Origin of the sequence: Bacillus sp. FSL K6-3176 (genome assembly GCF_038003325.1) — a bacterium.
Lineage (GTDB): Bacteria > Bacillota > Bacilli > Bacillales > Bacillaceae > Bacillus > Bacillus altitudinis.
This window is the reverse complement of record NZ_JBBOOX010000001.1, coordinates 974,143-994,149: the sequence shown is the minus strand read 5'-3', so window position 1 is coordinate 994,149 and position 20,007 is coordinate 974,143. Positions and strand designations below refer to the sequence as shown.

Genomic DNA, 20,007 nt, shown 5'->3' with positions numbered 1-20,007 from the left:
CGGTCATTTGAACTCAAAAAAAATTATGTTGTTGCAGACAGTCCTTTTAGTACATAAAGCTCGAGCGATTCAGCGACCTCTTCTTTTGTTAAAGGCTCATATCGCTTTTCCCAGTCAAAAATAAGTGCAATATATAGTTTCACCATCACAAATGCCGTCAATTCAGGATCACAGGGCTTAATGTCGCCTTTTTCAATCGCTTCTTTTACTTTTGTTTTAATATAGCGAATGATCATCTGCTCCATTTTTTCAATCATTTCTTTCACTGCTGATGTGCCAAGCTCCGCATTTTCCTGAAAGATTTTAATTGTAAGCTGGTGGTTTTTTCGAAATTCTAATATTGCAAAGAGTGCTAAGTGAAGGTTTTCAGAGAAACTATTCTTCTCATCTATTGCTTCATCTGCAATTTTCTTCATCTCCATTAACAGTGATGTGAAAATTTCATCGAACAGCTCTTCTTTGTTTTTAAAAAAGGTATAAATCGTTCCTTTTCCGACGTTGGCAAGCTTTGCTACAAGGTCCATTGTCGTGGCTTTATACCCGAACTGGGTAAATGCCTTTGTTGCTCCATCTAAAATCATTTGTCTCCTATCAACACTCATGATCTCACTCCCAAAATGACTATTTGAACGTTTCGGTCATTAAGTACAGAAAGTAATATACCACATCCTTTTCCTCAGATGCAACAACTTTGTTCAATTTTATTATTCACCACTCTTTTCTAAACATACGAACATGAAAAACTCCCTTTCCATGACAGAAAAGGGAGTTTGTTTTTTATGAAAATAGATAAGATACAGCTTCTGAGATGGCAGCTTTTCCTTGATCAATACAATCAGGAATTCCAACACCTTCAAATGCAGCACCCGTGATATAAATACCAGGATATGATTGCTTAAACGTTTCTCTCATCGTCGAAATCTCTTTTTGATGACCCACATGATATTGCGGCATGCTTGTTTTCCAGCGAGTCACTGTCGTCAGCTCTGGATCTGCTTTAATATCCATGATCTTCTTCAAATCCTCCAGCACGATGCTCACGATTTGATGATCAGACTGTTCAACAATTGATTCATCGCCAGCTTTCCCAACGTATGCACGGAGCAATGTTTTTCCTTTAGGTGCAGTGTGAGGCCATTTCTTATTTGTCCACGTACATGCTGTAATGGAGAAATCACTATTTCTTGAGATGACAAAACCAGTACCATCATATTCATTGTGAACATCCTCTTCTTTGAATCCGAGTGCAACTGTTGCAACAGAAGTCGATGTCATGTCATGCAAGTACTCAAGCCCTGCTTCTTTTGGAAACATGGAATAGATCGATTGGTGAGGAGTTGTCACAATGGCAGAATCTGCAAAAAGCGTTTGACCGCTGTCTAATTGAACGCCATAGCCTCCCTCTGCTTTTTCGATCTGGGTCACTTTTGTCCCTTTGTAAATCTTCGTCAGCTTGAGTTTACTTTCGACCGCTTCAACAAGTGCTTGCAGCCCTTGATTGATTGTCTGGAACTGTCCTTGCTTTTTCGCTGTCACTTGTTGCGCTTTTGCATGCTGCTGTGATTTTTTCATCCCAAGAATCAAACTGCGATGCTTCTGTTCTGTTTGATAGAACTGCGGGAAGGTAGACATTAAGCTCAGGCGATCAATGTCACCAGCATAAATGCCTGATAGTAGCGGTTCAATTAAATTCTCCACCACTTCATCACCCACACGTCTTCTAAAAAATTCCCCCAGAGACTGATCTTCTGTCTGTTTGCTTTTTGGTAAAACGAAATCCATCGCTGCACGTGCTTTTCCGGCAACTGAAAAAAGCCCAGTTGTAATGAAAGGACTGATTTGAGTTGGAATGCCCATGACAGCCCCCTTTGGCATCGGATGAAGGGTTTCATTGACTAATACATACGCTTGCCCTGTTTCATTATTGACGAGCTGATCAGATAGGCCAACATCTTTTGCCAGCTGGGGTCCACTGACCTTTCTTTCTAAAAATGAATCGGGTCCACGTTCAATGATATAACCGTCTTTATATAATGTTTGAATTTTTCCACCTAGCCTAGGACTCGCTTCAATAAGAGATATTTGGATAGGAAGGCCTTTTTCTTCAATTTCCTTTTCCAAATAGAAGGCGGCGGCCAAACCCGTGATGCCACCGCCAATGATGACAAGGTGTTTTTGATTGTCATGCATAGGATCGCCTTCTTTTATATGATTACTTGCTTTCATTAAGCTTCTTTAATACGACTGTTGCCAGTGCATCAATAAATGCTGGTTTCGCATTTGGCATTTCTGGACGATAGTAGGCTGCACCAATTTCATCCGTGACGACTTTACATTCATAATCATTGTCGTATAACACTTCAAGGTGATCAGCGACAAATCCAACAGGCACGTATACAAAAGTTTTATAGCCTTTTTGCTCAAATAGGTCACGCGTGAGATCCTGTACGTCTGGTCCAAGCCACGGATCAGGCGTATTGCCTTCACTTTGCCAGCCAATTTCATAATGCTCAATTCCTGCACCTTCAGCAATCATTTTTGCAGATTGTGCAAGCTGTTCAGGGTATGGGTCCCCTGCTGCAATAATTTTTTCAGGAAGACTGTGTGCAGACACAATCAGCACTGCTGAATCTCTTTCTTCCTGACTCATGGATGCATACGTCTCTTTCACTTGTTTCACCCAATAGTCCACAAACTTCGGTTCATCGTACCAGCTTTCAACAGAAGTAATGTTCAGATGGCCAAGCTTTTCTGCTTCATCTTGTGCACGTTTGTTATACGATTTCACACTAAATGTGGAGAAGTGCGGTGCAAGGACAATACTCACCGCTTCTGTGATGCCATCTCGGTGCATGTCAGCGACTGCATCTTCAATGAAAGGCTCAATATGTTTTAACCCAATGTATACATGAAATTCAATCTCGTCTTGGATCTCATTCAAATGTTCACACAAACCATTTGCCTGCTGTTCTGTAATTTTTGATAAAGGAGAAATGCCGCCAATTGCCTTGTAGCGGTCCTTTAAATCTTGCAGCATCTCCGGCTCTGGCTTTCTGCCTCTGCGGATATGTGTATAGTAACGTTCAATGTCTTCTTCTTTATATGGGGTGCCATATGCCATGACAAGTAGCCCCATTTTCTTTTTCTCCACAACCAACACTCCTTCAGATCATTTGAAATCATTTAGATGGATGTCTTTTTATGTTTAGCTGAATAATCGTGAATAAAATCAGTCAGCTTCTTTAACGTGTCTGGTGAGACATCAGGAAATACCCCGTGACCTAAGTTAAAGATGAATTGATCTGATTTCATTCCTTGATCTAAAATCGCTTTTGCTCTTTCTTCAATCACTTCCCAAGGAGAAAGTAAAATCGTTGGATCAAGGTTTCCTTGTAACGTTTTTGTTAAGCCTTCTTTTCGCGCTTCGTCTATACTCATACGCCAATCCAGTCCAACAACATCAAGCGGCAAGTCATGCCAATCTTTCGCCAGATGGCTCGCACCGACACCATACATAATCATTGGTACGTTTTCAGACTTCAGCTCTGTGAAAATACGCTGCATGACAGGCTTAATGAAGGTCCGGTAATCTGCTGCATTTAAAGCGCCAACCCAAGAGTCGAAGATTTGAAATGCTCGGACGCCTGCTTTTACCTGAGCGCGTATGTATGTGATCGTCATATCGGCTAATTTATTCATCAAAAGCATCCATGTCTCTGGCTCACTGTACATGAGCGCCTTTGTTTTATGATAATTTTTAGATGGACCGCCTTCGATCATATAGCTTGCCATCGTAAAAGGTGCACCTGCGAAACCAATCAGCGGAACATTCAACTGCTCCTCTGTTAACAGCTTGATCGTATCAAGCACATACGGCAGGTCTTCTTCAGGATGAAGCTCTCCAAGACGCTGGATATCTGCCTTTGTCCGAATAGGCGAGTCAATCACTGGTCCAATTCCATTTTTAATTTCAACATCCACACCAATAGCTGGAAGCGGAGTCATAATATCTTTATATAAAATAGCGGCATCTACACCATATTGTTCTACAGGAAGTCTTGTTACGTAAGCACATAGCTCTGGCTGATGCGTAATTTCAAATAGCCCGTATTTTTCTTTAAGGGCACGATATTCAGGCTGCGAGCGTCCTGCCTGTCTCATATACCAAACTGGTACATGGTCTGTTTTTTCCCCTTTGCACGCCTTTAAGAACGTGTCATTAAAAGCCTTCGTTTTTCCCATTACCTTTCATTCCACCTTTCGCCTCACACTCTCTTTGTATAAGGCTCAAACACTGCTTTTACTATACCGCTTTTTCAGGGCTCGGTATACTAAAGCGGCTCAATGTTCAAAAAATCGCCGAATATTAACGTCCAAAAGCCTCTGGCTTGATATAAGCACTACCTTCGCCTTCTTCTTGTGTTTGAGTATTGTATGGAACAACCTTATACTGCGCATCTGAAAACACATTTGCATACGGCATTGTGTAGCTGTTTGTTCCTGTTACAGAATCGATCAGGGTCTCGCTTCCATTTCTCTTTTCATAAATACGATATTCAACGCGTTTGTCTTCCTGTTCATCCCATGACAGCTCCAATGTAAAGAGCCCTTTGATTTTAAATGCATAACGTGCTTCAAAGCCTGACAGTCCTTCTAAATGGATTGGCGATTGAAGTTCTTTAATTCCCTCTGGTTTTTGGAATGTTTCATTGGTTATTTGGGCTGTCGTTAAAATATCTTTCATTAACTGCACTGGATACTGACTGCCGCCAGTTAAATAATGACTGTTATCCGTTTTGTCATACCCCATCCAGATTGCCCCTGTTGTACTAGGCGTGTAGCCAGCAAACCAAGCATCTTTCGTTGCCCCTTTGACACCGGAATACGTAGTTGTACCTGTTTTACCAGCCAAATCTCCAGCGTATGATCCGCTCTGAGCGGTTCCGCCTTTGACGACCTGTTGAAGCATTCTTGTCATATTCCAAGCATTTTGTACGCTAAACACTCGTTCTTCTTTGTTTCGATTTTTTTCAACGGTTTCTCCATCATCATTCGTGATTTTCTGAATGAAGAACGGCTTTTTATAGACGCCTTCATTTGCAAATGTATGAAATGCTCCAGCTATCTGCAATGGAGAAACCCCTTTTTCTAAACCACCAAGCGCTATGGCAAGTCCTTTATCCGAAATATCCATCCCCATTTTCTCAAGATAGGATTTAGACGTATCGATGCCAAGCTGGCTTAACGTCCATACGGCAGATGTATTTTTACTTTTCATGAGAGCATCTACCATCGTGACCCTGCCCTCGTACTGTCCATCGTAGTTCTTTGGAGAATAGCCGTCATAGCTTTTTTCCTTGTCCTCAAGCAGTGAATACGGTCTGAATTTTTTCTCCTGCATCGCTGGACCATATACTGCGATCGGCTTAAAGACAGAACCAGGCTGTCTAACAGCTGTGACTCTGTTATAGCCTCTTGCCTGATATTCTCGTCCGCCTATTGCTGCTTTTACACCACCAGATGCGTTGTCAATAAACACAGCGCTGCCTTCAGGTGACCCGCTTTTTCCCGGGAAATAACGATTGTTTTTCATTGCATCATAGGCAACTTTTTGCAAATTCATATCGATTGGTACCGTAATGGTATAGCCGCCTTGAAGCAATTGTTCATGCGAAATCGAATACTGTGATTCTGCTTCTTTAATCATGAGATCTACATAACTGTCCACCCAAGGGGTTTCTGATTTCTTTTTTAAATGAATACCTAGTGTTCTTCCTTTTGCTTCAACTGTTTCTGTAGAAGACAAATATCCTTGTTCATTCATTAAATTCAGGATGGTATCCCGTCTTTGTTTATTTTTATCTGGGTGTAGAACAGGGGAATACGTTGAAGGTGCCTTTGGCATGGCAGCAAGTGTAGCTCCTTCACTGACAGTGAGATCTTTTACATCTTTACTAAAATAGTAATTGGCCGCTGCTTGGATTCCATAGACGCCATGACCAAAGTAAAGCTGATTTAAATACATTTCAAGCAGCTTGTCCTTTGAATAATCTCTTTCTAAATTGATCGCAATAATGACTTCTTTTGTTTTTCGAAGAAACGTTTTATCATTTGTGAGAAAGATATTTTTGGCGAGCTGCTGGGTGATGGTACTGCCGCCTTCTACCTTTCCACCTGCTAATATATCTCGATAAACCGCCCTTGAAATCGATTGTGCATCAATTCCGTGGTGCTCATAAAAGCGCTTGTCCTCTACAGCAACAAAAGCTTTCGCCACTTTATCTGGGACCTCTTTTAATGACACAGGGTCCCGATTTTCTGAATACATGCTTGTGAGTTCTTTTCCATTCTGATCAATGATTTTCGAGGAAGCGTGAAAAACGAGCTTCTTCTCATCTATGACATAATGTCCTAAAAATAAAATGGTCAGATAGCCAATAAATGAAAGCACGATTGTACTTCCTGCAATGACTAATGGAATGATTATCTTCTTTTTCTTCAAATTAGGTCACCTCATTCCTTTATACGGATAGTATGGGATGTATTGCTTCATAATATGTTTTATGGATTGACTACCAAAGAATTATATATCATTCTTTTGTTATACTATCAAGCAGGAGGCGGTTTAGATGAATTTCTATATTACATATGGAACAGCAGACTTTTTGCAAAAAATCGCAAAAAAACATCATCTTGAAAATCTGCTTTATACGGTCGGTAAGGAACAAGCGGCTCTTTTTCATGAAACGGAGGGTGAGACAGTCTTTAAAGCCCCCCATGCCTATGATGTGATTTATACAAAAGGTGAGCTCGTCCAATCTGGCTTTGTCACGCTGAATCATATCCCTGTAAAGCTCGAAAGCAGAGCACTTTTTGAATCCACCTTTCAGAAAAAAACAAACCTGTCAGAGCACCAGCGCGGCTTTCAGGCGCTTCGTGTGTTAAGACCAAAAAAGGATGAAGAAGTGTACTTGATATTGACCCTTTGGGAATCTGAAGACTTATTTCAAGACTTTCAAGAGTCAGAAGCGTTCTTTCAGCCGCACGAGGATACTGGCTCCATCTTCTCTCGTCCTGCCTATCTGACATCCTATCATGCCGTCATAGACCATTAAGGAAGTGCTACTCTTCGCACTTCTTTTTTTCATAAAAAAAAGCCCTTCTGCTGGGCTTTCAACGCTTATCTCTAAGCTCGTACCGATGAATGATTGGCTGAAGTACATAAAAATTCAGCAAGATCCATCCTAATAAGATGGGCCATTTGAGCATAGGTGAAGCACCTTTCATCTGAATAAGTAGTACCAACAGTGGAATCAAACAAATCATCAAAAAGCTCATCTTTGAAACGAACGTTTCTTTGATTTGATGCCGGCAGCTTGGACAAAGCATCATTCTCGTATGCGATAAATGAAATTTTTCGACGAAAGAAAATGCTTTTGAACAATTTGGACAGCTTCCCAATGCCACTCCCCCTTTTTCAAGCTTCATACTTAACCTTCGACTTTTATGTAAAATGACCTTTTCTATCATTCTCGACATCCTCTTCTGTTGAAAGATTCTAACAATTACCATACAATCAGTAAAAGAGCCTAAAGGAGGTTTTCGGATCAATGACAGTATCCACTTTACACAAAAGGATCAATGAACGTCTTGATGAACATTATGAGGAAATGGTTGAAATTAGACGCTATCTCCATATGAATCCAGAACTTTCTTTTCAGGAAGAGGAAACAGCTGCTTACATCGCTCAATATTATGACAGATTACATATCCCAACACGCACACATGTAGGCGGACATGGTGTACTCGCTTTTATTGAAGGAGCTTCCCCTGGACCGACCATTGCACTGAGAGCTGATTTTGATGCACTTCCCATTCATGATGAAAAGGATGTACCTTACCGTTCAACAAAACCTGGCGTCATGCACGCATGCGGTCATGATGGCCACACAGCAACACTTCTCGTCTTAGCGAAGATCTTACATGAGCACCGAGATCAATTAAAAGGAAAAATCGTCCTCATTCATCAACACGCTGAAGAATATGCCCCCGGCGGTGCGAAACCAATGATTGAAGATGGCTGTTTAGACGGTGTTGACGTCATTTTCGGCACCCACCTTTGGTCCTCAGAGCCATGCGGCACTGTTCTTTATAAAAGCGGGAACTTTATGGCAGCCGCCGATCGTTTCTCTATTCAAGTGCAAGGGAAAGGCGGACATGGCGCACAGCCGCACCTGACGAAAGATGCCGTACTCATCGGTTCACAAATTGTAGCCAATCTTCAGCAGGTCGTGGCCCGTAAAGTCAACCCGATTGATTCTGCGGTGGTATCTGTAGGGGGATTTGTCGCTGAAAATGCCTTTAACGTCATTGCAGATTCGGCCGTGCTAACAGGTACTGCACGTTCCTTTGAAGAGAGTGCACGCCATATCATTGAACGTGAAATTGAACAGGTGGTGAAAGGTGTCTGCCACATGCACGATGCCTCTTATACTTATGAATATGTAAGAGGCTATCCTGCAGTCAAAAATCACCCTGCACCAACTGAATATATAGCAGAAATAGCCAAACAGACAGAAGGAGTCACAGAAGTAAAAGAAGCAGAAACCCAAATGGGCGGAGAAGACTTTGCTTACTACCTTCAGCATGTTCCTGGTACTTTCTTCTACACAGGCGCTATGCCAGAAAACAGCCAAGATGTGTATCCACATCACCATCCGAAATTTGATATTAACGAAAACGCAATGCCTGTCGCAGCAAAGGTACTCGCTCATGCCGTCCTTTCCTACGATGAATGAAAAAAAGCCGCTGCCACCAGCGGCTTTTCTATTTCAATTCTTTCAACACACGCAAGTGAAACACATGGCGTGCGACTTCACCAAGCTGTCCTGTCAGCTGATGATTTGCCACCCCGCCAACAGCGGCACCGACCACAGGCATTAATTGAAACAGCTTCACAAGATCAATATAATCTCGATATTCCTGCTGAAAGCTATACCAATCAATTTCTTCCCGGGTTGTTTCCCATTCTTCAATGAGTTTCATCATTTTTTGACGGTGTGCACTGCTTGAAAAGGCGAGTTGAAAAATACAAAGCAAAAAGAGCCTTTCCTCTTTTTGAGACAAGTCAAATCCATATATACAAGCAAGTTCATATAGACATTTCATTTTAATACTCAAAAGTAGAGGGAAATCCGCCATTCCGAGAAACAATCCACCCGCACCTGTGCCAATTCCTTCAATCGCAGCGGCCTTTTGATAATATGTCACCTTTTCCTTTGCCAGCTCATTTCGCTCTACAATAGACAATTGTTCATCAATGACTGTAAATGAAGTAAAATGGCTTCCTGATACGGTGGATTCAACCATTGTTTTCACCGCACTTGTGATGACTTGATGAAATCGAGCAGGGATTCGGCGATTCACTTGCTGCTGAACACCTTTTGAAAACCGCTCGATCTTGGATGGTTTTCTTAAAAAACGCATTTGAAAAAAAATGGCCTCTTCATACAGTTCCCGTTCAGCTGCATTCATCCCAGTTCCCTCCTTGGTGACATCATACGCTCGCTGTAAAAAACAATTCTCCGCTTATCTCATCTTTTTTAATCTGCTTTGTACGTAAGGCTTGAATAGGACAAGCACAAATACCAATGAAATGAGAAGAGCAAGTCCGCTTCCCTTCCATCCACCTGCTGGGAAAACGGCGGAGCTCAGTACAATTGACTGGATGATGAGTACATTTCGTACGAGAACAAAAAAGCTTCGATCTTTTTCTTGCTGAGACACAGGATAAAGTGCCTGTAACGACAGATGAGCAAAGTGCTTTGTTAACGGGACAAGCTGTACACCTGTGATAAAGACCGTAAACAAGACAAGTAATGCACCCACCCAGCCTGCTGCACCCGTATACAAGAGGATGAGCACAAACACGACCGTTAACCTAAACACAAGACCAAAATAGTCATTTGAACGTAAAAACGCCCTCACATACATATAAGAAAAAGCTTTACTCTGTTCATAAGGGACAAACTGCAAGACCCAGTCCATATACGCCCTTCTTTTCACTTGTTTCTTTAGATGAGGGACATCCGTAAATAAGTTTGCCAAGCGGTAAAAACGCTGTTTTCGTTTTAACTCATCAGAAATATGCAATTCCCATTGAAAGGGCTGTTTTTTTACTGCATTTGTTAGATAAATGAGATAGACAGCATATAAAAGATAAAAAACAATGGCAATGGCATAAGCTGCTTGTAAAACGGTATACATTAACATTGTATTGAGCAGAAAACGAATCACTGCATCAATCCATCTGACATGTTTCCCTTGAAAATAAGTGATTCTCCATTGAATTGCTGTATTCAGACCTTTTATTAAGATCATTTGCGCCAAAATGAGCACATATAGCATCAGATCGCCTGAGGAGACAGCCGAATATAGCGGAAGTGCAATAATGGACACGGCAATCAAAGGAAATAACTGAGAAATGAAGCTAAAGTTAAACGCTTGTTTTAAATAAGGGTCCATCTTAGCTTCCAAAGGAAGCATAAACACAAGATCTGCCTCTTTGATCAACGTTCGCACGTAAGAACTAGTCAGTACCAATGAGAAAACAACTGCCATCACCCAATAGGATGGGAAGTGAGCTGGAATATGCTTCAGCCAATTACTGTACCAGCTCGCCCCGCCTGCAAGGAAAAAAATGAGCACAATCACAAGATGATCGTTGAACATATATTTTAAATATTTTCTTGTTTCTTGTACGTGTTCTTCTAATCGTGATTTCCAAATGGTTTGCGTTGTTTTACTCATAGCTTTCTTCCTTTGTTAATTCCAAATAAAGATCATCGAGTGTCGCATCTCTCATGTTGAACTGCTCTCTTAGTTCTGTCAGTGTTCCTTTCGCTCTAATTTCCCCTTCATGCAAAATAATAAAGGAATCACAATAACGTTCCGCTGTGGCTAAAATATGCGTTGACATCAGAACACTTGCGCCATTTTGTTTCGCCGCATTCATACGTTCTAATAGTGCGTTGATCGCAAGCGGATCAAGCCCTAAAAACGGCTCATCGATAATATACAACTCTGGCTCCACAAGAAACGCACACATAATCATCACCTTCTGCTTCATCCCTTTAGAAAAATGAGCAGGGAACCATTTCAATCGCTTCTCCATTCGGAATTCCTTCAGCAAAGACGGCAGACGTTCTTCTAATTGTTCTTTTGAAAGGCCGTAAGCCATCGCTGTCAGCTCTAAATGCTCTTTTAACGTTAATTCTTCATATAAGACAGGTGTCTCTGGAATAAACGTAAATTGTGAACGATACGCCTCTTGATCTTCTTGAAGGGTTCGTCCGTTCAGCTCAATGACCCCTTTATGAGGTTTCATTAATCCAATAATATGACGAATGGTTGTACTTTTTCCCGCCCCGTTTAAGCCAATGAGACCAACGATTTGGTTTCTTTCTAATTCAAATGAAATATTTTTCAGAACGGGATTCTTTGTATATCCACCCGTTACATCTTTTACAGTTAGAAGGGACATCAGTTCGTTCCTTTCTTTCTTTTTTCCTTTATAGTACCAAAAACGAAAGACAATTTGAAATGTTTACCTATAGACAACTCATGAATAAAACATAGGCATACTGGTCATCATAATGTATGTAGAAGAAATGAACTTGATGACCAATACGTAAATGAGGTGTTTGTTAAAGGCAATAACCGCATGACAAATTGGTTTTTCATCTAAAAACCTTAGCTTCTGTTTTGCTTCACTGATTCTTGATTTTTGTGTCCTATACAAATATGTATACGACGAACCAAAACGTCAAATGAGGTGTTTACGGCAGAAATAGCAGGCATATGAATTCTTTATTTCAGTAAATAGAGAATTCAAAAGGCATATCAAATGAAAGCATCAGCATTTCTTCTGCAGGAGCAGGATGAGCGACCAAAGGAGTTCGCTTGTCCTGTTTTCTTTTTTGCTTCTTTTTGTGATACGATAAAGGAAAAATAATGAGGAGTGACATGGCGTGAGCGACTGTATTTTTTGCAAGATCATTGATGGAGACATTCCATGTGCAAAAGTATATGAAGACGAGCATGTATTGGCTTTTCTTGATATTAGCCAAGTAACGAAAGGACATACCCTAGTAATCCCGAAAATACATAAAGAAAACATTTATGACATGACACCAGAAGTGTCTAATCATTACTTCCAAGCGATTCCAAAAATCGCTAGAGCCATCAAACAAGAATTTGAACCAATTGGTTTAAACCTTCTAAACAACAACGGTGAAAAAGCCGGACAATCTGTGTTCCATTACCATATGCACATCATTCCGCGTTATGGCAAAGGCGACGGTTTTGGTGCCGTATGGAAATCTCACCAAGATCAATATACATCAGAGGATTTAAAAGACATTTCTTCTGCCATCCATACGCGCCTTACCTCATCTTAATGGATGAGGTTTTCCTTTTTTCCACCTCTTTTCTGTGCTTATCCTCTGAATCGTAAGATATTTAGGACGATTCAAATTTTTTGTCCAAATGCTTCAAATTTGTGATAGGATGGTTTTATCTTTTGATCCATTAACGCGAGAAATAGGGAGAGATTGTGATGAAGCGAACGACGAATTTTAATGCTGGTCCGGCGGCGTTGCCGCTAGAAGTGCTTCAAAAAGCACAGGAAGAACTTGTTGATTTTAAACAAACCGGGATGTCTGTGATGGAACTTTCTCATCGCAGCGGTGAGTATGAAGAAGTCCACAATAAAGCGAAAGCACTCTTGGTAGAATTGATGGACATTCCAGAAGATTATGAGGTCCTCTTTTTACAAGGCGGGGCAAGTCTTCAATTTGCAATGATTCCGATGAACTTCTTACATGAAGGCGAAACGGCTCATTTCATCCAAACAGGTGCTTGGTCAGAGAAAGCCTTGTCAGAAGCAAAAGGGTTTGGTGAAACATCAGTGTTTGCCTCAAGTGAAGACGACAACTATTCGTATATTCCAGATGTGGATGCGTCCGTTTTAAATGACGGGGCTTACTTGCACATCACATCGAACAATACCATTTTCGGTACTCAGTGGAAAACGTTCCCGAACACGTCACTCCCGCTTATTGCCGACATGTCCAGTGATATTCTCAGCAAAAAAATAGACGTGTCTTCATTTGATTTCATTTATGCCGGGGCACAAAAAAATCTAGGGCCTTCTGGTATCACGATTGTGATCGCGCGCAAACGTTTATTAGAGAAAGAAAAAAGCGGCACACCTAAAATTTTAAAATATTCAACACATGCCAAAGCCAATTCTCTTTATCACACACCACCGACTTTTGCGATTTATATGCTGTCCCTTGTCCTGGAGCATGTGAAACAGGCGGGCGGTGTAGAAGCAGCAGAAAAACGCAATGAACAAAAAGCAGCACTTCTGTATGATACGATTGATCAAAGCGGCGGTTTTTACAAAGGACATGCACGTGCTGACAGCCGTTCGCATATGAATGTCACGTTTACCCTGCGTGATGATGCACTCACTGCATCCTTTGTGGAGAAAGCAAAACAAGAACAAATGGTTGGACTCGCCGGCCATCGTTCTGTTGGCGGATGCAGAGCCTCGATTTACAACGCCGTCTCTATAGAAGACTGCCAAAAGCTTGCGGACTTTATGAAAAAGTTCCAGCAAGAAAATGAGTAAAAAGGCTTTTCTATCGTGAAATAAATTTGTTATAATAACGAGAAATATAAAGTCATGACTCTTGCAATAAATGATCAGCCATATTATTGGAGAGTTCTAAGAGCTTAGCAGAGGAGAGCATAGAAATGAAAACAAAAGAATTAGTGATTATGTCATTGCTTGCAGCAATGGGAGCTGTTTTGCATACGATTTTCCCGCCCATCTTTTTCGGAATGAAACCTGATATGATGCTGGTCATGATGTTTTTAAGCATCTTCCTTTTTCCGAAGGTACAGCATGTCGTTGTGATCGCCCTAGTCACTGGGGTCATTTCCGCTTTGACAACAGGTTTTCCAGGCGGACAAATTCCAAATATGATTGATAAACCGGTGACAGCCTTTATCTTCTTAGCCCTTTTCTTATCTTGCCAGAAGATCAAGAACAAAGTCGTTCTGACCGCTGTACTCACCGCTGTTGGGACCGTCGTATCGGGCGTGATTTTCCTATCTGCCGCTTTACTGATTACTGGACTGCCGGCTGCGTTACCAGCACTTCTTGTAGGTGTTGTCCTGCCAGCAACTGTGATCAATACGATAGCTATGGTATTTGTCTTCCCGATTGCTCAGTCCATATTAAAGCGCGCAAGAATGATTGAAGTCGCTTAACGAATAACTGAACCTCTTCATTAGATGAAGAGGTTTTTTTCATGCTTCTATAAAAGAAAAAGGGTAAGCAGCAAAATGGAGAGCGAAATCCCTGCACCTGCTACACACACAATTGCTTTTTGTCTTAATACATGTTTTGGCGGATAAGACCCCGCATACCCAAGCTGCCTTACATAATGAATAGAACCACCTGCGAAAATCACACACATACACGTAAAAACGAACAGAAAGACAGACAACCTTCTCCCCTCCCTTTTCTTCAAAAGTATGCTAAAATAAAGCAAGCTATGTATGGAAGTTCAATGAAGCTGATCGTCAGCTCAGAGAGAACATGCGAATGTGTAAAATTTGACTAGAGGTGATTGGAATGGCTAGTGGACGTTCTTTATTAACAGGATTATTTGTAGGCGGTCTCCTCGGAGGTGCGGCAGTGCTCCTGACGACTCCCTCTTCTGGCAGAGATGTACGCGGAAAGATGAAAGACGGCTATGACAAAATCGAAGATACGCTGACAAGATTAAAAAGAGATGGACAAGCTTTAAAAGAGCAGATTGTTGAAACCGCAAAAGAAAGTGCTGAAGTCATTAAAGAGGTCGGAACTGAATTACAAACATCGATACAGCAATGGCGCGAGGAAATCAAACCTCATCAGCAGGACTTACAAAAGGAAATTCAGGAAATTGAGGAAAAGCTCAAACAACTGGAGAAAACCTTACAAAACTAATATACTCACAAAAAAATATTCGTTTACAAAAGTGTGCGGGGTGCGTATCCCGCACTTTTTTTGTTGAAAAAAGGTTATTTTGTCAATGTTTTTCATGACTTTTAAAAATTCTTGAATTTTCAGCTTTATTAATCTTTATTTTATTGGCATAATAGAATTACAAGAAAAAGAGAAGTAGGTGAAATGGATGAATCATTCGGAACAGCCTTTCGATGTAAAAGAAGCACTTTTATTCAGTCAAAGAATGGCCCAATTGAGCAAAGCTCTTTGGAAATCCATTGAAAAGGACTGGCAGCAGTGGATCAAACCGTATAACCTAAATATCAATGAACATCATATTTTGTGGATTGCGTATCAATTAAAAGGAGCTTCAATATCAGAAATTGCAAAGTTTGGCGTCATGCATGTATCAACGGCGTTTAACTTCTCTAAAAAATTAGAGGAAAGAGGATTTTTAAAATTTTCTAAAAAGTTAAACGATAAACGCAATACGTATATTGAACTAACGCCAAAAGGCGAAGAGACATTCCATAAACTACTCGAAGATTACGACCCGGCCCGAACTGGTATTGTCAAAGGCGCACAGCCGCTTCATGACATTTACGGAAAGTTCCCTGAAATTTTAGAAATGATGTGTATTATCCGAAACATTTATGGTGAGGATTTCATGGAGATTTTTGAGAAATCGTTTTCAAACATTGAGAAGGACTTTTTGAATGAACGTGGGAAAGTCACGAAAAAGCCTGAAGAACTTGAAGACTCAGCGGAGGAAAAAGCGGCTAAAGCAAATCAAATTGTTTAATGATCTTTATAAATTCATTCATTAACGGCTGAAACAGCCCTTGATCATGCAAAGCAAAAATCGTCTCATGAACATCCAGCTTTTCAATTAACTGTCCCGCAAACAGCGCAAGGAGATCGTCGAACATGACGTAGCCTTGTGCTTTTTGCTTGTCCATTTCATCTGAGAGCTCAGCACAAATACGCTCAATGTCCTTTGCCTCTTCTTTCGATACACGCTGCCGGATCAATAGCGCATAATATGGATAACGGCTCATATCTGTCACCGTCAGTAACAGTTCCATATAATATTCGAGCTGGCTCATTCGTTCCTCAATACTCATGTACGTTCCCTCTTTCTCTTAGTCACTCTATTTTAGCCGAAATTACTCATTGACGAAAGAGACGAACCTCCCCCTTATGTCTTTTTTTCTTGAAAAACCCAAAGTTTCCTCTCTTTATTCCATATGAATGTAACAATTTATTTTTTTTCTTGAAAACCATTGATTTTTATCCTCAGGAAGAGTAAATTATCTTGAGATATTCAATTAGTTTTTTTGAGATTGGAAGGATGAAAAATGAATTGTTGGAAGACCATTAATCTTGAAAAGGATTATGGTTATACGAGAATGATGATTTCAGCCATATGTCTTACTGTATTTTTTTTCATTATGGCATTTTTATGTTTTCAACTGACTCATCCTGAAACGAGACTCAGCAGTCACAATGCACCACTTTTTGTCGTGCTTTTACTTGCGACATTGCTTGTCCACCGCGTGGTTCACTTGATCCCAGTCATGAAACATAAGAAAAAAATGACGTTATTTAAACGAAATTGCTGGCAGCGCGTGCCTAAGAGAGTGATGCTTTTCTCACTGCTCAGCCCGTTTTGTGTCATCTCACCTGTTTACTTTGTTTTAGGAATGGCATTTCCAATGTACGCACACTATTTTATCATGATCGCAAGTATTCATGCAGGCTATTGTTTGCCTGACTTTTTATTTGCTTGGAAACTGCTAAAAGCGCCAAAATCATGCATCATTGATCAAGCCCAAGACGAGTTTGATATTTTAGTTGACCCAACTTCCTCATCATGAGGTTTTTAAAGCCAACTTCTATCTTTTTCATAAAAAATTTGGTAATGTAGTATGGGAATAGCATAGAGAGGGGGGATCTCCGATAGTTTTATTTTACTTCATTGTCTTTGCCGCGTTTATTGTGTATTCAATAAACAGGCTTACTAATACATTATGCCTTGTCAGAGAGATTCCTGAAGAACGGCAAGATAAGGTGTTTCGCTTTATCAATGTATCGATACTGATCTTACTGATCTCATCATTTGTTGAAATTACCATATCTATTTAAGATCAAAGCAAAAGCTGCCTGTTTGATGGCAGCTTTTTGTGTATGATGATCTATTAGCAAATCCACGATGCACCGATAATGATCAATAAGATGAATAACACGACGACTAGTGCAAAACCGCCAGCAAAGACTTCTCCTCCCATGTGAAAACACCTCCTGCCAGTTCTTCCTCTGTTCTAAGCTCAGTGTATGCAGAAAATTTTAAAACGTTTAGGCACCTGTCATCGTTTTAAAAAAGAACCGCCCGCACGCATGGCAGGACGGCTCCTTTCTGTTACAGCGATTTAATTAATAAAGATATGCTGCACCAACGATGATCAGCAAAATGAATAGCACGACCAATAAAGCAAACCCATTAGAATATCCTGCTCCCATATAATTCAGCCTCCTTTTTGTGATCAATATATGTGTATGTTGGTCGCAAAAATTTGACTAGACGAATGCCCTCCCATTTGCATTTCTTTTTACAGCATGTCACAATATGTTATGATACAAGCAATGATAAATAAATTGGAAAGATTAGGAGTGTTTTTTGAATGAAAAAAATGGCTTTAGCAGCTGTAACAGCAGTAAGTGTTTTAACTCTTGGCGCATGCAGTAGCGGTGACAAAGAAGTGATCGCAACAACAAAATCAGGAGATGTCACAAAAGAAGAGCTTTACACAACACTTAAGAAACAAGCAGGTGGAGATGCTTTAAACCTACTTGTTCAACAAAAGGTTCTTGCTGACAAATACAAAGTATCAGATAAAGAAATTGATAAGAAATTGGAAGAATATAAAAAGACACTTGGTGAAGATCGTTTAAAACAACTTCAAGATGAATTCGGAAAAGATTACATCAAAGATCAAGTAAAATATGAGCTGCTGACTCAAAAGGCTGCCAAAGCTAACATCAAAATCACTGACAAAGAAGTAAAAGCGTATTACGATGACCTAAAAGGGAAAATCCGCGCAAGCCACATTTTAGTTGCTGACAAGAAAACAGCAGATGAAGTAGAAAAGAAATTAGATAAAGGCGAAAAATGGGATGACCTTGTATCTGAATATTCAACTGACACTGCTTCAGCAGCACAAGGCGGCGATGTAGGCTGGTTCGCAAAAGATGGCCAAATGGATGAGAACTTCAGTAAAGCTGCCTTCAAACTAAAAGTAAATGAGATCAGCAAACCAGTAAAATCTCAATTTGGTTACCATATCATTAAAAAGACCGAAGAACGCGGTAAATACGATGACATGAAAGCAGACTTGAAAAAAGAACTGCTTGATCAAAAACAAGCAGATAACAATGAAATTCAAACGATCTTAAACAAATTGGTGAAAGATGCTGATGTGAAAGTAAAAGATAAAGAACTTGAAAATACATTCAAAGAAAAATCTGAGCAAACCACACAACAAACAACAAACCAATAATGAACGAAAAACCCCTCTACATGAACTTGTAGAGGGGTTTTTTTATTCTTATTGATTATGCAATCGAATGGTCCTCATGCTTCGCCGTTTCCTGGGATCGTTTCATTTGCTGTCCTTGACGTCTACGCTCTCTCTCCTGCTCCATTCGTTCAATAAAGATTTCTCCCTCTTTTTCAATAAAGGATTGATCAATCTCTTGCTCCTCTTTGGCTGTCGTCATTAATTTATAGGCACAAAAAATAATGCCAATGATACATGCATATACCCACCATGGAAAAAACAACATCGTCTTCGCCTCCTTTTTTAGGACAAACCTCTCTCCCTTTGTGTTACATGCTTATGCGAAAAGAAGACAAGTTATGAAAAAAAACGCCCGCATCAAACGGGCGTTTTATCATGATGATTCATTGTGAAAGGTTGGTTTATAAAACGAACGATTCTCTAGTGCAAAAATACGCTCTGTATATTCTCCTGGCTTCACATGCTCAAGCGCACGATCCATCATGTTCATTTTTGCATCTAAATTATCTATATAGTGGAGAATTTCCGCTTCCTTCACCATTGGTGGTTTAGGACTGCCCCACTCCCCTTTTCCATGATGACTCAGCACTAAATGCTGCAGAATCAGAATTTCCTCAGAATCAATGCCAAGCTCCTCTGCGGCTTTCGCAATTTCTGTCACCATAATAGAAATGTGGCCAATTAAGTTCCCTTCTACTGTATATGTGGTGGAGACAGGACCCGAAAGCTCTTTGACTTTCCCTAAATCATGTAGAATGATCCCTGAATATAAAAGATCTCGATCAAGTGATGGGTATAGATCAACAATGGATTTCGCTAAATGAAGCATCGATACCACGTGATAGGCAAGACCCGAAACAAACTCGTGATGGTTTTTCGTAGCTGCTGGGTAATCAGCGAATTCCTGTCCATATTTCTTCAGCAAATGTCTTGTGACACGCTGAATATTAGGGTTTTTCATATCAAAAATATATTGCATGATGGTATCCATCATATCGTGCTTTGGAATAGGAGCTGTTTCTAGAAAATCATCAATGCGGATTTGCTCGTTTTCAGCAACAGGACGTATATTCCTAAGCTTCAGCTGATTCCTTCCGCGATAATGATGAATATCACCTACTACCTTTACAATGGTTTGTGCGGCATATGTGAGTTCATCATTCTGCTTTGCATCCCATAGCTTCGCCTCAATATCTCCACTTTGATCTTGAAGAATTAACGTTAAAAATGGTTTGCCATTACTCGCAATCCCTTTAGTAGATGATTTAATTAATAAATGCAGGTCAACTTGTTCGCCGACGTCATAGGTCATGATCCCTTTAGCCATTCAATAAATGCTCCTTCCATGTTTCTGCTCATATAAGT

Annotated in this window: 25 protein-coding genes; 10 read left to right on the top strand and 15 right to left on the bottom strand. The window is 40.4% G+C overall.

Features of this window, described 5'->3' with window-relative positions:
- Positions 1–23: 23 nt before the first annotated feature.
- The 5 genes from MHB38_RS05070 to MHB38_RS05050 form a co-directional block, all read right to left on the bottom strand.
- Positions 24–602, bottom strand: a complete 579-nt coding sequence (locus MHB38_RS05070) for a TetR/AcrR family transcriptional regulator (protein WP_026050070.1) — start codon at positions 600–602, stop codon at positions 24–26.
- Positions 603–777: 175 nt separating this feature from the next.
- Positions 778–2,190 (bottom strand): protoporphyrinogen oxidase, encoded by a 1,413-nt coding sequence (gene hemY, locus MHB38_RS05065; protein ID WP_025207039.1) that lies wholly within the window; start codon positions 2,188–2,190, stop codon positions 778–780.
- Positions 2,191–2,212: 22 nt separating this feature from the next.
- Positions 2,213–3,151 carry a ferrochelatase gene (gene hemH, locus MHB38_RS05060; protein WP_045034863.1) on the bottom strand — a complete coding sequence of 313 codons (939 nt, stop codon included), beginning with the start codon at positions 3,149–3,151 and terminating at the stop codon, positions 2,213–2,215.
- A 32-nt stretch (positions 3,152–3,183) separates the two neighbouring features.
- Positions 3,184–4,242, bottom strand: a complete 1,059-nt coding sequence (gene hemE / locus MHB38_RS05055; RefSeq protein WP_007497181.1) for a uroporphyrinogen decarboxylase — start codon at positions 4,240–4,242, stop codon at positions 3,184–3,186.
- 124 nt (positions 4,243–4,366) lie between these two features.
- Entirely contained in the window at positions 4,367–6,502 is a 2,136-nt protein-coding gene (locus MHB38_RS05050) for a transglycosylase domain-containing protein (protein ID WP_007497179.1), read from the bottom strand.
- A gap of 127 nt (positions 6,503–6,629) precedes the next feature.
- On the opposite strand from MHB38_RS05050, the gene MHB38_RS05045 reads away from it, so the two are divergent.
- Positions 6,630–7,115: an antibiotic biosynthesis monooxygenase family protein gene (locus MHB38_RS05045; protein WP_202734591.1), complete on the top strand. Its 486-nt coding sequence runs from the start codon at positions 6,630–6,632 to the stop codon at positions 7,113–7,115.
- A gap of 58 nt (positions 7,116–7,173) precedes the next feature.
- Here MHB38_RS05045 and MHB38_RS05040 read toward each other — a convergent pair whose 3' ends face one another.
- The gene (locus tag MHB38_RS05040; RefSeq protein WP_224562986.1) at positions 7,174–7,467 is read right to left on the bottom strand and encodes a hypothetical protein; all 294 of its coding nucleotides are present in this window, start codon (positions 7,465–7,467) and stop codon (positions 7,174–7,176) included.
- A gap of 143 nt (positions 7,468–7,610) precedes the next feature.
- Between MHB38_RS05040 and MHB38_RS05035 the strand changes: the two genes are divergently transcribed.
- Positions 7,611–8,798, top strand: coding sequence for a M20 family metallopeptidase (locus MHB38_RS05035; RefSeq protein ID WP_017360310.1), 1,188 nt, complete (start codon positions 7,611–7,613; stop codon positions 8,796–8,798).
- Between the two features lie 28 nt (positions 8,799–8,826).
- Here MHB38_RS05035 and MHB38_RS05030 read toward each other — a convergent pair whose 3' ends face one another.
- From MHB38_RS05030 to MHB38_RS05020, 3 genes are read right to left on the bottom strand one after another with little or no spacing between them, the layout of a single operon-like run.
- On the bottom strand, positions 8,827–9,534 hold the full coding sequence (locus MHB38_RS05030; RefSeq protein WP_202734593.1) for an EcsC family protein: 708 nt from the start codon (positions 9,532–9,534) through the stop codon (positions 8,827–8,829).
- Between the two features lie 54 nt (positions 9,535–9,588).
- On the bottom strand, positions 9,589–10,809 hold the full coding sequence (locus tag MHB38_RS05025; RefSeq protein ID WP_046527139.1) for an ABC transporter permease: 1,221 nt from the start codon (positions 10,807–10,809) through the stop codon (positions 9,589–9,591).
- Complete coding sequence (locus MHB38_RS05020) at positions 10,802–11,542, bottom strand: ABC transporter ATP-binding protein (protein ID WP_008348877.1); 741 nt, start codon at positions 11,540–11,542, stop codon at positions 10,802–10,804. The genes MHB38_RS05025 and MHB38_RS05020 overlap by 8 nt, the downstream gene beginning before the upstream one ends.
- A 487-nt stretch (positions 11,543–12,029) precedes the next feature.
- Between MHB38_RS05020 and MHB38_RS05015 the strand changes: the two genes are divergently transcribed.
- The 3 genes from MHB38_RS05015 (at position 12,030) to MHB38_RS05005 (ending at position 14,340) form a co-directional block, all read left to right on the top strand.
- Entirely contained in the window at positions 12,030–12,458 is a 429-nt protein-coding gene (locus tag MHB38_RS05015; RefSeq protein WP_008348883.1) for an HIT family protein, read from the top strand.
- A 158-nt stretch (positions 12,459–12,616) separates the two neighbouring features.
- Positions 12,617–13,696 carry a 3-phosphoserine/phosphohydroxythreonine transaminase gene (serC, locus tag MHB38_RS05010; protein ID WP_007497164.1) on the top strand — a complete coding sequence of 360 codons (1,080 nt, stop codon included), beginning with the start codon at positions 12,617–12,619 and terminating at the stop codon, positions 13,694–13,696.
- 125 nt (positions 13,697–13,821) lie between these two features.
- Positions 13,822–14,340 (top strand): tryptophan transporter, encoded by a 519-nt coding sequence (locus MHB38_RS05005; protein WP_202734594.1) that lies wholly within the window; start codon positions 13,822–13,824, stop codon positions 14,338–14,340.
- Positions 14,341–14,387: 47 nt separating this feature from the next.
- On the opposite strand, the gene MHB38_RS05000 is transcribed toward MHB38_RS05005, so the two are convergent.
- Positions 14,388–14,579: a hypothetical protein gene (locus MHB38_RS05000; protein WP_202734595.1), complete on the bottom strand. Its 192-nt coding sequence runs from the start codon at positions 14,577–14,579 to the stop codon at positions 14,388–14,390.
- Between the two features lie 128 nt (positions 14,580–14,707).
- Here MHB38_RS05000 and MHB38_RS04995 point away from each other — a divergent pair, with 128 nt between their 5' ends.
- Positions 14,708–15,064 (top strand): YtxH domain-containing protein, encoded by a 357-nt coding sequence (locus MHB38_RS04995; RefSeq protein WP_202734596.1) that lies wholly within the window; start codon positions 14,708–14,710, stop codon positions 15,062–15,064.
- 187 nt (positions 15,065–15,251) lie between these two features.
- Positions 15,252–15,866 carry an HTH-type transcriptional regulator Hpr gene (locus tag MHB38_RS04990; protein WP_008348891.1) on the top strand — a complete coding sequence of 205 codons (615 nt, stop codon included), beginning with the start codon at positions 15,252–15,254 and terminating at the stop codon, positions 15,864–15,866.
- On the opposite strand, the gene MHB38_RS04985 is transcribed toward MHB38_RS04990, so the two are convergent.
- Positions 15,844–16,188 (bottom strand): YhaI family protein, encoded by a 345-nt coding sequence (locus MHB38_RS04985; protein WP_202734597.1) that lies wholly within the window; start codon positions 16,186–16,188, stop codon positions 15,844–15,846. The two genes, MHB38_RS04990 and MHB38_RS04985, sit on opposite strands and share 23 nt — an antisense overlap.
- A 234-nt stretch (positions 16,189–16,422) precedes the next feature.
- Here MHB38_RS04985 and MHB38_RS04980 point away from each other — a divergent pair, with 234 nt between their 5' ends.
- Positions 16,423–16,941 (top strand): DUF3267 domain-containing protein, encoded by a 519-nt coding sequence (locus tag MHB38_RS04980; RefSeq protein WP_007497155.1) that lies wholly within the window; start codon positions 16,423–16,425, stop codon positions 16,939–16,941.
- An 82-nt stretch (positions 16,942–17,023) separates the two neighbouring features.
- Positions 17,024–17,209, top strand: coding sequence for a hypothetical protein (locus MHB38_RS04975; RefSeq protein ID WP_072368131.1), 186 nt, complete (start codon positions 17,024–17,026; stop codon positions 17,207–17,209).
- A 53-nt stretch (positions 17,210–17,262) separates the two neighbouring features.
- Here MHB38_RS04975 and MHB38_RS04970 read toward each other — a convergent pair whose 3' ends face one another.
- Both MHB38_RS04970 and MHB38_RS04965 read right to left on the bottom strand, forming a co-directional pair.
- Entirely contained in the window at positions 17,263–17,352 is a 90-nt protein-coding gene (locus tag MHB38_RS04970) for a YjcZ family sporulation protein (protein ID WP_017360317.1), read from the bottom strand.
- Positions 17,353–17,497: 145 nt separating this feature from the next.
- Positions 17,498–17,584: a YjcZ family sporulation protein gene (locus MHB38_RS04965; RefSeq protein ID WP_008361129.1), complete on the bottom strand. Its 87-nt coding sequence runs from the start codon at positions 17,582–17,584 to the stop codon at positions 17,498–17,500.
- A gap of 161 nt (positions 17,585–17,745) precedes the next feature.
- Between MHB38_RS04965 and MHB38_RS04960 the strand changes: the two genes are divergently transcribed.
- A complete protein-coding gene (locus MHB38_RS04960) occupies positions 17,746–18,621 on the top strand; it encodes a peptidylprolyl isomerase (RefSeq protein WP_007497153.1) in 876 nt (291 codons plus the stop codon).
- Between the two features lie 55 nt (positions 18,622–18,676).
- On the opposite strand, the gene MHB38_RS04955 is transcribed toward MHB38_RS04960, so the two are convergent.
- Positions 18,677–18,907, bottom strand: coding sequence for a sporulation YhaL family protein (locus MHB38_RS04955; protein ID WP_017360318.1), 231 nt, complete (start codon positions 18,905–18,907; stop codon positions 18,677–18,679).
- 108 nt (positions 18,908–19,015) lie between these two features.
- The gene (gene yhaM, locus MHB38_RS04950) at positions 19,016–19,969 is read right to left on the bottom strand and encodes a 3'-5' exoribonuclease YhaM (RefSeq protein ID WP_007497151.1); all 954 of its coding nucleotides are present in this window, start codon (positions 19,967–19,969) and stop codon (positions 19,016–19,018) included.
- Positions 19,970–20,007 lie beyond the last annotated feature (38 nt).

Excerpts from the sequence above, each read along its gene's own strand:
- MHB38_RS05070 (WP_026050070.1), bottom strand. The coding sequence starts at position 602 with ATGAGTGTTGATAGGAGACAAATGATTTTAGATGGAGCAACAAAGGCA.
- hemY (WP_025207039.1), bottom strand. The coding sequence starts at position 2,190 with ATGCATGACAATCAAAAACACCTTGTCATCATTGGCGGTGGCATCACG.
- hemE (WP_007497181.1), bottom strand. The coding sequence starts at position 4,242 with ATGGGAAAAACGAAGGCTTTTAATGACACGTTCTTAAAGGCGTGCAAA.
- MHB38_RS05045 (WP_202734591.1), top strand. The coding sequence starts at position 6,630 with ATGAATTTCTATATTACATATGGAACAGCAGACTTTTTGCAAAAAATC.
- MHB38_RS05035 (WP_017360310.1), top strand. The coding sequence starts at position 7,611 with ATGACAGTATCCACTTTACACAAAAGGATCAATGAACGTCTTGATGAA.
- MHB38_RS05030 (WP_202734593.1), bottom strand. The coding sequence starts at position 9,534 with ATGAATGCAGCTGAACGGGAACTGTATGAAGAGGCCATTTTTTTTCAA.
- MHB38_RS05025 (WP_046527139.1), bottom strand. The coding sequence starts at position 10,809 with ATGAGTAAAACAACGCAAACCATTTGGAAATCACGATTAGAAGAACAC.
- MHB38_RS05020 (WP_008348877.1), bottom strand. The coding sequence starts at position 11,542 with ATGTCCCTTCTAACTGTAAAAGATGTAACGGGTGGATATACAAAGAAT.
- serC (WP_007497164.1), top strand. The coding sequence starts at position 12,617 with ATGAAGCGAACGACGAATTTTAATGCTGGTCCGGCGGCGTTGCCGCTA.
- MHB38_RS05005 (WP_202734594.1), top strand. The coding sequence starts at position 13,822 with ATGAAAACAAAAGAATTAGTGATTATGTCATTGCTTGCAGCAATGGGA.
- MHB38_RS04995 (WP_202734596.1), top strand. The coding sequence starts at position 14,708 with ATGGCTAGTGGACGTTCTTTATTAACAGGATTATTTGTAGGCGGTCTC.
- MHB38_RS04990 (WP_008348891.1), top strand. The coding sequence starts at position 15,252 with ATGAATCATTCGGAACAGCCTTTCGATGTAAAAGAAGCACTTTTATTC.
- MHB38_RS04985 (WP_202734597.1), bottom strand. The coding sequence starts at position 16,188 with ATGAGTATTGAGGAACGAATGAGCCAGCTCGAATATTATATGGAACTG.
- MHB38_RS04980 (WP_007497155.1), top strand. The coding sequence starts at position 16,423 with ATGAATTGTTGGAAGACCATTAATCTTGAAAAGGATTATGGTTATACG.
- MHB38_RS04970 (WP_017360317.1), bottom strand. The coding sequence starts at position 17,352 with ATGGGAGGAGAAGTCTTTGCTGGCGGTTTTGCACTAGTCGTCGTGTTA.
- MHB38_RS04965 (WP_008361129.1), bottom strand. The coding sequence starts at position 17,584 with ATGGGAGCAGGATATTCTAATGGGTTTGCTTTATTGGTCGTGCTATTC.
- MHB38_RS04960 (WP_007497153.1), top strand. The coding sequence starts at position 17,746 with ATGAAAAAAATGGCTTTAGCAGCTGTAACAGCAGTAAGTGTTTTAACT.
- MHB38_RS04955 (WP_017360318.1), bottom strand. The coding sequence starts at position 18,907 with ATGTTGTTTTTTCCATGGTGGGTATATGCATGTATCATTGGCATTATT.
- yhaM (WP_007497151.1), bottom strand. The coding sequence starts at position 19,969 with ATGGCTAAAGGGATCATGACCTATGACGTCGGCGAACAAGTTGACCTG.